Origin of the sequence: Pseudomonas sp. ARP3, from assembly GCF_001029595.1 — a bacterium.
Taxonomy (GTDB): Bacteria; Pseudomonadota; Gammaproteobacteria; order Pseudomonadales; family Pseudomonadaceae; genus Aquipseudomonas; species Aquipseudomonas rhodesiae.
In genome coordinates this window covers 535894-546568 of record NZ_LEKF01000002.1, presented here as the reverse complement: position 1 = coordinate 546568, position 10675 = coordinate 535894, and the positions used below count along the sequence as shown (strand labels likewise).

Here is a 10675-nt window from a genome sequence, read left to right as displayed (position 1 = left end):
CGGGCCCGCTATAAGCGCAGCCGTGGTTCGGGCCTTTAAAGTTCCCTTCTCGGTGATAGATAGAAATATTGAGGTTGGTAGTATTTCGAGTACGGTTTCTCTAGAACTGCCTGAAGGAGATTATTCTCTTCAGGTCGAATTTATAAGACCCTCCTCAAGTGGAGTGTATGAAATAAATGTCCATTTGAATTTAGGGGGCTGCGATTTTGAGGTGTTGAGAGCAGACGCCGACATTAACGAGCAAGGTGAGTTTGATGTCGATGCGGTTCCTGCGGGATAAGAATTCGGAGAAATGGGTAGAAAAGGGACAGATTTATTTAAATTAGAGTTGAAAACCTATTAAGTAATTCTGCCCACTTTTGTTGTATTTAATTACATAGGGGGCGATTTGTGTCGGACAAACAAGTATATGAGCTAACGATTGATGATCTTGATAGCTGTAGTGTTTGGTTTTTTCCGATGGACGAAACCGTGGAGGATGAATCAACTGTACGCCCCCTCGCCGAACAGGAAACGTGCTCAGATTTTCAGATTATCGTTCGAACTGATTTTCATGGTGAAAGTGGCGCTGTGTATCGCGGTTATTTATATTGGGACTTCAATGCCGCAATTGAATACGTAAAGCCTGTTATATTGTCTGATAAGGGAGGCGCAGTAAGTTTTTGGAGCGGTATAGTCACTCCAGCGTGGGAAAGTTCGGAGTTTGCCAGTTCGATTAGATTCGAGCTGCCTATTTCTTATGCCTCAGAACCGGTTTTCGGTCTTCCTTCCATTTGCGGAAAGCTGGAGGGACTTTATTATCTTTCGGATGATCAGGTTTGCTGCGTGAAATGACGAAAAAAAGTGGACCGGTTTATTAAGTTGAATTGCTCACGCATAAAGCGGGCGACACTAAGGCCGCCCGATTTCAACTCAGTACGGATCGGCATTCAGCCTGCGACTGATGACATCCAGCAAATCACACCCATCGCGCAGCGGAATGGCCAGCAAATGGGCGAAGTCTGAAAGCACTACGGCATCGCTGCTGAGTTGTTCGCGGAAGGCCAGGTTTTCCAGCAGTTGGGTGACGGCCCGAATGCGGTGCACGGCGGCGTCGTGAAGGACTTCGAGAGGTGCCTGGGTGTCGATGATCAGCGCTGGGACGGTGCAGTCGTGGCCGGTTAGGGGCATGTATCTATTCATACTTAACACTCTGTTTTTGGTGGTTGAAGCCACCACTCAATCGTCGCCAAACGAATGGGTGGCAGCTGTACGCAGGTTGGCGAACCGGCAACAGAGTAAACCGGCAGACCCGAAGGTCTCCCGCGCACAGCCGCCATAACGAGCACAGCTTTGCGGGTGCAAAAACACCTGCATGAAGCGGATTGCTTTTGCACTCTGTTGTCAGGTCGCCAAACCTGATCGCCGTATGGGCGACAGCTGGACTATAAGCCCCTCACCCAAAACCGTGCAAGGCGTCACAGCGGCAGCATCTACACCATCGGCCTGGTCGAGGCCGGCAACAACCTGAGCCTGCTGGCCCAGGACAGCATCCGCAACGCCATGGCCGGCGAGATTCGCGGCAAACAAGTCAGCCTCACGGCGCTCAAAGGCGACATCACCAACGAAACCACCGCCATCCAGGTGCGTGACGGCGCCGGCATGCGCACCCTCACCGACGGCAGCGGCGGCACCATCGTCGCCCGCGAAAACCTCGCCATCGACGCCGGCCGCGACCTCACCAACCGAGGCGCCCTCACCGCCGGCAACGACGCCAACCTCACCGCCAGCCGCGACCTCAACCTCATCGCCGCCAGCGTCACGGCGGGCGGCAGCATCAACATGCAAGCCGGGCAAGATGTCAACATCATCGGCAGCACTGCCACCGCCGGCAAAGACCTCACCATCGCCGCCGGCCGCGACCTCAACATCGCCTCGGTCAGCGACATGCACAACGTCGATGGCAAGGAAAAGCACGGCAAGAAACGCATCAAGACCGCGGACGAGCAGACCACCCAAGTGGCGAGCGTGCTGACGGCGGGCGGGGATTTTGTCAGCCAGGCGGGGCGTGATACCACGATTGTGGCGAGCAGGATCAGTGCGGGGAATGAGGCTTATCTGTATAGCGGGGATAAGTTGAGTTTGTTGGCGGCGCAGAACAGCACGCATACGTTGTATGACATGAAGAAAAACAGCGGCTGGGGTTCCAAGAAAACCCAGCGCGACGAGGTCACTCGCATTACCAACGTCGGTACTGAAATCAAGACCGGCGGCGACCTGATACTCAAGAGTGAAGGAGATCAGACCTATCAACTTGCCAAGCTTCAAAGCGGCAAGGACATCACCCTGGATAGTGGTGGCGCGATTACTTTTGAAGCGGTCAAGGATCTGCATCAGGAGAGCCATGAGAAGAGCAACAACAATGCGTTCTGGGTTTCCTCCAAAGGTAAAGGCAACACCGACGAAACCGTCCGCCAGAGTCAGCTGATTGCTGAAGGCAATGTTGCGATTAAAGCTGTCGCCGGTTTGAAGATCGACATTAACCAGGTCAATCAGGAGACAGTCAGCCAATCCATCGATGCGATGGTTAAGGCCGAACCACAGTTGGCTTGGATCAAGGATGCTGAGAAGCGTGGTGATGTGGACTGGAGGCAGGTCAAGGAGATCCACGACAGCTTCAAGTACAGCAACTCGGGCCTGGGGCCTGCTTCGCAGATCATTATTGCGATTGTGATGGCGGCGGTGGTTGGGCCATTGGCCGCGGGCGCGATGGGCACCGCTACTGGCGGAATGGTTGCTGCCGGAACAATGACGGCGAATACCGCAACCTTCATTAGTGCGGCATCAGGTGCAGTCGCAGCGGGAGCAGCAACTAACACAACAGTTTGCGTCATTAATAATCGGGGCAACCTGGGCGCAGTATTCAAGGACGTGACCTCGTCAGATGCAATGAAGGGGTACGTGATTTCTGGCGTTACAGCCGGCCTGACAGCTGCTTATTTCGATGGTTGGACGGGGACCAAGACTGAGTACGGAACAGGGAACATTACGTCTCCGCCTTTGAATACATGGACTGGGGTTGGTCAGTTTGCTGCGAGTCAAACTTTGCAGAACGGCACGTCAATGCTTGTTGGCAAGGCGTTAGGGCAAGGTGGCAGTGGCAGTGACGCACTCAAAAGCGCGTTATTCAATACGCTGGCGGCGGTCAGTTTCAATGCCGTTGGAGACTATACAAAAGGTCGGTTGACCGAAGGCTATCCGCCAAAAATCATTGTGCATGCCATGGTGGGTGGCTTGCTTGCAGAGGCAACAGGAGGCGATTTCAAAACAGGTGCTTTGGCTGCGGGCGTTAACGAAGCGGTAGTTGGGCACTTGAGCTCTCTGGTTCATGGCGATAAGACATTGCTCTCCATGAGCTCACAAGTGATTGGAGTGCTCGCAGCGGCGACGCAGAAAGACGCTGACGCTGAATCCTTGGAAAAGGGCGGCTGGGTGGCGAAAAATGCTACGCAGTACAACCATTCGCTTCACGAAATGCAGACCGTTGCACTGGATGAGCTACGTCGACGCGACCCTGAGAACAAGGCTAAATATGACGCTGCGGCATGTGCATTGACCCACTGCAGCGCGTCTGTTCCTAAAAGTGACGAAAATTACAAAACGCTTGTTGAGTTGGAAAACAAGGGTAATGAATTTACCAAGGAAATTGCGTTACTCAAAAGCACGGGGCAATTTGATTACACCTTCAAGGATCGAATAGACGACGCGCTTAGTGTAAACAACGAGTTATTCACGAACGTCGGGTACGCCGCAAGCGCAGCAGGCGGGGCGGGAGCTGGCACTCTTTCTTACATTGGTATGGTTGGTGCCTCCCCTGCTTGTGTGAGTATTGTTGGTTGCGCTGCGCCATTCGCCCTCGGCGCGATGGGCACTGTCGCGTTTGCAGGTGCGGCTGCCTCATATGATCAGATTGGCGCACCTTACACATCTACGGAGGGCGGGCGAGTTTTAGCTTCGCTTCACCCAGAGCAATACCCCGGCGAAGCAAGCCCCCTGGGGGATCTCAGCCAGAGAGCTGCTGAGTCGCTGGCGGAGTTGGCAGTCGCGCACTATGGGGGGAAGGCGTTATCTGGAGAGCTGTCGTCGGTAATAAAGAACGGTGTTAATCCTAATGCTGCGACGAAGGGCCAACCTGTATTTGGTGGCGGCACTGATAACGAAGCGGGTACGCTGGTTGAAAGAAATGTCATAGAGGGGCCGTCTAAAGGTGCAAAAGGGCCAGGTTCTGCTGGTACGGGTACGACGGCGGGTAGTGATGTTACAAGTACAACGCCTAAAGCTGGTGTTTTTTGGAATAAAACAACAGTTCTAGATAGGACTGTTTATCAACGTAACGACCTCTTTGACCCAGAGGCCCTATCGACCTGGAGAGTACGAGGTAAAACTGTTCAAGGCTCAAACCTTGAGAGGATGGCCTCGGGTCGAGCACCAATTGGGTATGATGGGAAATCAGTTGAGTTACATCATCTCTCGCAAACTGAAGTTAATGGATTCGCTGGTACTCGTGGTTCACTTGCAGAAGTTGGATCTGTTTTCCATAGCCAGAATAGCAGTGTTCTTCACGTCCCATCCAATGCCGCTCAAAGCTTTAGGTATACCCGTTACAAAGACTCTGCAGAATACAGAAACCCTACGACTGATTATGTTTCAGTTCCTATGGATTTGAATGCAAAAACATTGACAAAACAGGCCAAAGAGTTTAACTCTTATCAGTCAGATTATTGGAAAATGCGGGCTCGGAGCGGGGAGTAATTAGACGTGGATTATTCGAGAATAATTAATCTTATTGAAGAGTCGGATTTCGTTGAGTTTGCTGATTATGGTAACGGGATTGCTGATGAGTGGATTTATAAAGCTGAAACTCATCTTGGGTTGAAGTTGCCTGATAGCTATAAGTGGTGGCTGAAGTGTTATTCTGGCGGGGAAATATCTGGGGAGGAGATTTATAGTATTTACGAAATGGATTTTGATAGTGTAAGGGGTGGTGATATCGTTTATATGTCAATCGTTAACGGTCGAAATGGGTTGTGTGGGAAGGAGAGGCTATTTATCTGTGAACCGCCGGGCGCAGGGGAGTCATTTTATTTTGCTACGGACGATGGTCTTAATGATGGGGAGTATCCTGTTTATAGGCTTGATCTTTCTAATAAAACTTCTAGTTTGTATGCGAAGAACTTTATCGATTTCTTAGAAAAAAGAATAATTTCTTTCAGTTGAATAATGATTAGGCGTTTAAAAATGGTTGAGAAAGGCTAGGTGCAAAAGACATAGGCGCTCATGCAAAAGTCGATTATTCAAGTATTGAAAATCCGCCAAATGTTGGTCCCGGTAAAGAATTCACTTTGCGGCAAAAACAAGACCAGACTATGCAACGCATTCAACAGCAAAGAGCTATCAGTCAACGGCGCCAAGAGATCTGAACGAGCAGACTTTGTGGAACAGAGTGACAGAAAATCCCTCTGCGGGTCGTGATACAAAACTAGCGGGCGATAAAGACTTCCCGCGGAGTGAGGGATGGAGAAAAATGGAAGTAAGTCACCGTCTACCTAGCGGAGAAAATATAACCATCCACTACCAGTACAACTCCGTAACCGATAAAGCATACGATATGAAAATTACTACGCCGCAACAGCTGCCCCCTGTGCTGCAGCCCGGTAGAACTATTGAGTGATGTGGATATGATTATTCGAGAAATTGGGCGAGAAGAGCCTGTAGAGGTGTTTGGGATTTACTGGATAGAGAACGAGCGTTTTTACTGGGTCATTCCTTATGATGGCTACGGTGGCCTGATGGCACTCAGCGATAGAGAAGTCAATGTTGTTGACTCTTCTTTGTCAAGTGATCTCATCCTCTGCAAGGATGGGGGGGGAGGGGACATGATTCTGCATTGGGCAGCGGAAGATTTGATTGAAGAACTTGTGGAGCGTGATCCACTAGCAATGGTCGAGTTCTTAGCGCGCATAAAAGGCTGATGGTACAAAAGGGGCTGCAAGCTTCCCGGAAGGCATGAGCTTTAATCCGAGCATCAAAAACCAGCTGAGTAGTTTAGATGGATTGACCCAGAAAAGTGGGGTTAGCGGAACCCATAATCTTGATGCATTCTCTCAGGCCGTATCTTCAAATGGCATGATGCGAGTTTTATAGCAACATCCACATCCAGCTGGACGAAAATCTCGGGTGACGCTCGCGCGGTGGTCCGGGACGTCGAGTACCATTCAGGTGTGCCAATGCCCTCTAATCAGCGCACGAAACTTGCGGATGAGCTACGTCAGGTTGATCATACTTATGTTGCGCCGAGAAGTGACTATCAGGCACTGCAGCGTCAATACAATAGCCAGCGGAATAATCTTAAGCGTGAGTGGGAGTTGAATACTGGTTTGGCATGGCCAAAAACTGCGAGTGGTGTGGATTTTCAGGCGCACCATGTGATACCACAGCAGTACGGTGGGACCTAACCAATGGTGGAATTTGCATCCGGTTCCGGGTGGAAGTGCTCAACAAGGTGGCGTCCATGCCCCAGCAAGTCCAACTACAACAGCGTTTCTGCAGCCCCCTCCGAGGCTACCATGAACATGTACGAAAATTTAGAAGCCTTTAATACGATGGGATGTGCGCTATTGGAGCGGCTTACGCCTGTTTCTTCAAGTGAAGTAAGTATGATGCGGCGGCAGTGGCCGGCGGCTCCCACCGAGTACTTTGCTTTTATGGAGGAACGGGGGCACGGTGAGATCAAGGAGGACGACTGCGCACTGGCGCTTTTGACGATTCAACCGATGCTGCTTTCTGCTGCGGTTGGCTACGTCGGTGATGATGGAATTTATAAAGACGGGCCTTATGAAGCGGGCGCGAAGGGCGAGGTGTGGCTGTTCGGCTGGCATAGCGCCGGGACTGCTTTCGGTTTCGACAGCGGAGACAACTGGCGTTTGTTGGAAATAGACAATATGCGTTGGATAACGCGACTTGACTTATCCTTTTGTCAGTTTGTCGAAGGGCTGTTGGTTTGTTATCCACAGCGGCCAGTGAGCTTTGCGAATGGAGTTTGGCGCGACTCGGGAGATGTTTCTTACAACGCTCCGGTATAGGCGCAACAGCCAGGCGAACCCAAAACAGGTGCAAAAGCCACTGCTACAACGGGAGAAGTTGTAGCTACTGAAGCCACAAGTGCAAATGCCCAAGCTGCATTGAGAGCGAAACTATCAGGACTAAAAAAGCTCAAGAGACAGCAGCGGTCACTAGAACACTGCCTGATGGCCGTATTCGTTACTACACACAAGAGGTTCCTGCAAGGACAGGAGGACCTACTCGGGGTGCTTCTTTCGCCACGGAGTTTGATCCTAAAACGGGCAGTGCGAGGCAATGGATGGAAAGCTATGGCCATGCAGGAGAAGTAATCCGTTTCCACCCGAAAAGTATTAATGGGCAGCCGGTGGATACTCAGCACTACCCTCCGACCGGAGCAGAGCTAAAGAGTTGGGGGCAGCAATGAGCATGGAAGACATAGTGGCTGACAGACTTGGAAGAGCAGTTGCTGATGGATTTGATATTTTTAAAATATCAAAAGAGGCACTTGATATTTACCAAGATCCAAACCTTTCTCTCACAAAAGATTTAGACATTGCGTTGTTGTCACTAATGGCAATGGTCGAAGGGCCAGAGTTTGAGATGACAGAAAAAGAATTTTATGATTTTTTATCTGATATTCGACAGATGTAGTTTTCAATATACCCAACTTGATCAGGCACTATCGACACCGGCCTTGCGCCGGTGTTTTGCACTCTATTTGCACCCTTTTTGCCGCCTTTCTGCACTCATCCTGTAGCCTTCTTGTACTCAAGCTGTACCCTTTTTGTAGTCCTTTTGTCTCCTTTTTGTCTACCAACCCGATGGCCTACGGTCTACCTGCTCAATACGCCCTTTTTCAGCATGAGTTTTCGCTCCTTAACAGGAGCAAAATTTCAATACACAACACGCACCCCCCGTCCGGGGTAAGTGTTTCCTTTTAGATCAAAGGGTTAGCCATTTTTCGTGCTGATTGGAGGTTATACATTTTTAACAATTGATAGGCCTGGTGCTCCCGGGAACAGAAAGGACTCTATTGGTGGCCTTCCTAAGGTCCCTGGAAAACAGTTAGATGAGTATCCACCGGCAATGTTTAAAGAGGGTGGGACTGGAGCGGGTGTTAGATCCATAAGCTCGAAAGATAATATGGAGGCTGGCGCACGTATAGGTAATGCATGTCGCGGACTGCCCGATGGCGAGAAAGTCAGTATTGAGGTGGTGGACTAATGGCTAGGTTTAGAGAAAGTATATATTTGTCTTATTCGCAATTTTGCGTGTTTTTGAGTTCGCTTGATCAGCCGTATAATGATTGGAGTGATCGTAGTTATGCGCAAGGGTTTGCGTGGAGGTTAGGGAGTGTCTCTTTTAGAGCTTTGATTGATGAAGGGGATCATATAATTAGCTTTTTCATTAACGAACAAGTGCCCGCTATAAGCGCAGCCGTGGTTCGGGCCTTTAAAGTTCCCTTCTCGGTGATAGATAGAAATATTGAGGTTGGTAGTATTTCGAGTACGGTTTCTCTAGAACTGCCTGAAGGAGATTATTCTTTTCAGGTCGAATTTATAAGACCCTCCTCAAGTGGAGTGTATGAAATAAATGTCCATTTGAATTTAGGGGGCTGCGATTTTGAGGTGTTGAGAGCAGACGCCGAAATTGACGAGCAAGGTGAGTTTGATATCGATGCGGTTCCTGCGGGATAAAATTTCTGAGAAATGGGGGCGGATTTATTTTAATTCGAGACCGCGTAAAAACCAATCAATGGTTGAAGGGAGCTATACATAATGACTGATGAAACAAAAAAAGGATTTTGGCGCTGGGGTTTTGTGCTGTTGTTTGTTGGTATAGCAGCGGTCTTGATAAAACAAGCAACAGAAGAAACGCCTGAGCCTAGCAAACCAAGCTTCCTTAGTGACTTGATAATCGTCACCGCGCGAACGCACGCGCGTAATTGGAAGGTTGACGAAAATACAGAGCTTGTTCGTATGGAGGCGACTAATAGTCATACTATAACGGTTTATTATTCTTTATTGAATTATGATTCTGATGTTTCTAGTTTTAACTTGGAAGCTACCAAATCAGCAGTTGTAAATATTTTTTGTGATCCCCAAAATTTTGAAAAACAATCCATTTTTTCGCTGGGCGGTACTTACGTTTATGTTTTTGGTAGCAAAAATGTAAAAGAAATTGGCCGATTTGAATTTAACAAAAAGAATTGTGAAGGTTCTTTGTAAACGCTTGGTCATCGAGGCGGAGCAGTGTGAAAGGGCAGGTTTATTTAGCCTTTGCCCTTCCCGCACGAGGCCAGAGCGGGCGACACAAAGGCCGCCCGATTTTCACTCAAGACGGATCGGCATTCAGCCTGCGACTGATGACATCCAGCAAATCACACCCGTCGCGCAGCGGAATGGCCAGCAAATGGGCGAAGTCTGAAAGGACTACGGCATCGCTGCTGAGTTGTTCGCGGAGGCCAGGTTTTCCAGCAGTTGGGTGACGGCCCGAATGCGGTGCACGGCGGCGTCGTGAAGGACGTCGAAGGGTGCCTGGGTGTCTATGATCAGCGCTGGGACGGTGCAGTCGTGGCCGGTTAGCTGCAGCAGCACAAGGGGATGTCGATGCGTCCAAGCTTGAGAAGGGCAGTTGGGTCGCTCAGAACGGAACGCAATACAACTATCTAAATCACAATCAACTTAAAAGAGCCGCCAAGAAAATAGCCGCGTGCACGGATACCTCCTGCATTGAAGACACCACTCGTAAATTTAAGGAGTTAAGTCTTCAGCAGGATATTGAAGCGATAGCGGGCTGTAAGGCTGATCCTTCGACTTGTGCGGCACGGTCGAAAGAAGTCGCCAATACCATGGCAGACCTGAACCCCGTCAAAGATATTGTGGAATATGGCTCGCCGAAGGCTCGAGAAGCAGTACAGAACCTCATTAACTCAAACTTTGAATTCCAGGAGATGCTAGCAACAGCGACGACTGAGCATACTGTAGGAGCCATGGTCGATACGCTTAAAGCGAAATGGAACCTTAGTGACGCGCAGGCGCAAGAGATCACTAACGATCTGAAAGTCGCTCTTGCCGTTGGCTTAGGTACAGCTGCTGGTGCCTTGGCGTACAAACGCGCCATTGCCAGTGATAAAAAAAGCAGCCCCAACCTTCTAAACCGGATCTCATGCCGGAAGGCGGGAAAAACGTCTGGGATCTTGAGCCTCGTGCTCGGGGCAGGCAGATTGAGTCAACGCTAACAGACACAGATTATAAGGACTGGGCTCGAACGGATAATTTAATAAATCCCAAGACAGGACAACCATTTAAATCCAATAATTTTCCGGTCATTGACTTTCAGCTTGAAAATAATGTAGTAAATTTGAAAACAATTGATACGCGTGGTAAAGGGTGGTCTTATGATATGAGAACGCATATAGATACCTTGCAAAGTTCGAAAATTACTGTGGATGGTATCCCAGCGACGAAGATTCTGGATATACGAGTTCAGCCTGGTGGGTTGGCTGATTCGAGTAAGCTTATAGAGTATGGTAAACAGCGTAATATTACTGTCATTATTAAAGAGTTTGGCG

Annotated in this window: 11 protein-coding genes and 2 pseudogenes; 11 read left to right on the top strand and 2 right to left on the bottom strand. The window is 49.5% G+C overall.

Going from position 1 to position 10675, the window contains the following annotated elements; translation table 11 throughout:
• Both comJ (ABX75_RS28245) and ABX75_RS28240 read left to right on the top strand, forming a co-directional pair.
• The coding region (gene comJ, locus ABX75_RS28245) for a competence protein ComJ (RefSeq protein WP_218187041.1) at positions 1–280 on the top strand (280 nt) is incomplete at its 5' end.
• A 110-nt stretch (positions 281–390) separates the two neighbouring features.
• Entirely contained in the window at positions 391–834 is a 444-nt protein-coding gene (locus ABX75_RS28240; RefSeq protein ID WP_082136124.1) for a hypothetical protein, read from the top strand.
• 78 nt (positions 835–912) lie between these two features.
• Here the strand turns inward: ABX75_RS28240 and ABX75_RS04210 are convergent, their stop codons facing one another.
• Positions 913–1170 carry a hypothetical protein gene (locus ABX75_RS04210; RefSeq protein ID WP_034112929.1) on the bottom strand — a complete coding sequence of 86 codons (258 nt, stop codon included), beginning with the start codon at positions 1168–1170 and terminating at the stop codon, positions 913–915.
• A gap of 267 nt (positions 1171–1437) precedes the next feature.
• Here ABX75_RS04210 and ABX75_RS04205 point away from each other — a divergent pair.
• The 8 genes and pseudogenes from ABX75_RS04205 to ABX75_RS28220 form a co-directional block, all read left to right on the top strand.
• Positions 1438–4791: pseudogene (locus tag ABX75_RS04205) on the top strand (DUF637 domain-containing protein); the annotation flags it as partial.
• 6 nt (positions 4792–4797) lie between these two features.
• Complete coding sequence (locus ABX75_RS04200; protein ID WP_034095279.1) at positions 4798–5256, top strand: SMI1/KNR4 family protein; 459 nt, start codon at positions 4798–4800, stop codon at positions 5254–5256.
• Between the two features lie 461 nt (positions 5257–5717).
• Positions 5718–6011 carry a hypothetical protein gene (locus ABX75_RS04195; protein WP_034136410.1) on the top strand — a complete coding sequence of 98 codons (294 nt, stop codon included), beginning with the start codon at positions 5718–5720 and terminating at the stop codon, positions 6009–6011.
• Positions 6012–6605: 594 nt separating this feature from the next.
• A complete protein-coding gene (locus tag ABX75_RS04190) occupies positions 6606–7121 on the top strand; it encodes a hypothetical protein (RefSeq protein ID WP_144419289.1) in 516 nt (171 codons plus the stop codon).
• A 400-nt stretch (positions 7122–7521) separates the two neighbouring features.
• A complete protein-coding gene (locus ABX75_RS04185; protein WP_003218173.1) occupies positions 7522–7752 on the top strand; it encodes a hypothetical protein in 231 nt (76 codons plus the stop codon).
• Between the two features lie 312 nt (positions 7753–8064).
• Positions 8065–8325, top strand: a complete 261-nt coding sequence (locus ABX75_RS29900) for a NucA/NucB deoxyribonuclease domain-containing protein (RefSeq protein ID WP_082136122.1) — start codon at positions 8065–8067, stop codon at positions 8323–8325.
• Positions 8326–8351: 26 nt separating this feature from the next.
• Positions 8352–8798 carry a competence protein ComJ gene (gene comJ, locus ABX75_RS28225; RefSeq protein WP_232925267.1) on the top strand — a complete coding sequence of 149 codons (447 nt, stop codon included), beginning with the start codon at positions 8352–8354 and terminating at the stop codon, positions 8796–8798.
• A gap of 81 nt (positions 8799–8879) precedes the next feature.
• On the top strand, positions 8880–9329 hold the full coding sequence (locus ABX75_RS28220; RefSeq protein WP_219730177.1) for a hypothetical protein: 450 nt from the start codon (positions 8880–8882) through the stop codon (positions 9327–9329).
• Positions 9330–9435: 106 nt separating this feature from the next.
• On the opposite strand, the pseudogene ABX75_RS29605 reads toward ABX75_RS28220, so the two are convergent.
• Positions 9436–9692: pseudogene (locus ABX75_RS29605) on the bottom strand (hypothetical protein).
• 260 nt (positions 9693–9952) lie between these two features.
• Here ABX75_RS29605 and ABX75_RS04175 point away from each other — a divergent pair.
• Positions 9953–10342, top strand: a complete 390-nt coding sequence (locus ABX75_RS04175; protein ID WP_034095283.1) for a hypothetical protein — start codon at positions 9953–9955, stop codon at positions 10340–10342.
• Positions 10343–10675 lie beyond the last annotated feature (333 nt).

What these genes read in the sequence shown, in the direction of transcription:
- ABX75_RS04210 (WP_034112929.1), bottom strand. Translation starts at nt 1,170, where the DNA reads ATGCCCCTAACCGGCCACGACTGCACCGTCCCAGCGCTGATCATCGAC.
- ABX75_RS04195 (WP_034136410.1), top strand. Translation starts at nt 5,718, where the DNA reads ATGATTATTCGAGAAATTGGGCGAGAAGAGCCTGTAGAGGTGTTTGGG.
- ABX75_RS04190 (WP_144419289.1), top strand. Translation starts at nt 6,606, where the DNA reads ATGAACATGTACGAAAATTTAGAAGCCTTTAATACGATGGGATGTGCG.
- ABX75_RS04185 (WP_003218173.1), top strand. Translation starts at nt 7,522, where the DNA reads ATGAGCATGGAAGACATAGTGGCTGACAGACTTGGAAGAGCAGTTGCT.
- ABX75_RS28220 (WP_219730177.1), top strand. Translation starts at nt 8,880, where the DNA reads ATGACTGATGAAACAAAAAAAGGATTTTGGCGCTGGGGTTTTGTGCTG.
- ABX75_RS04175 (WP_034095283.1), top strand. Translation starts at nt 9,953, where the DNA reads ATGGCAGACCTGAACCCCGTCAAAGATATTGTGGAATATGGCTCGCCG.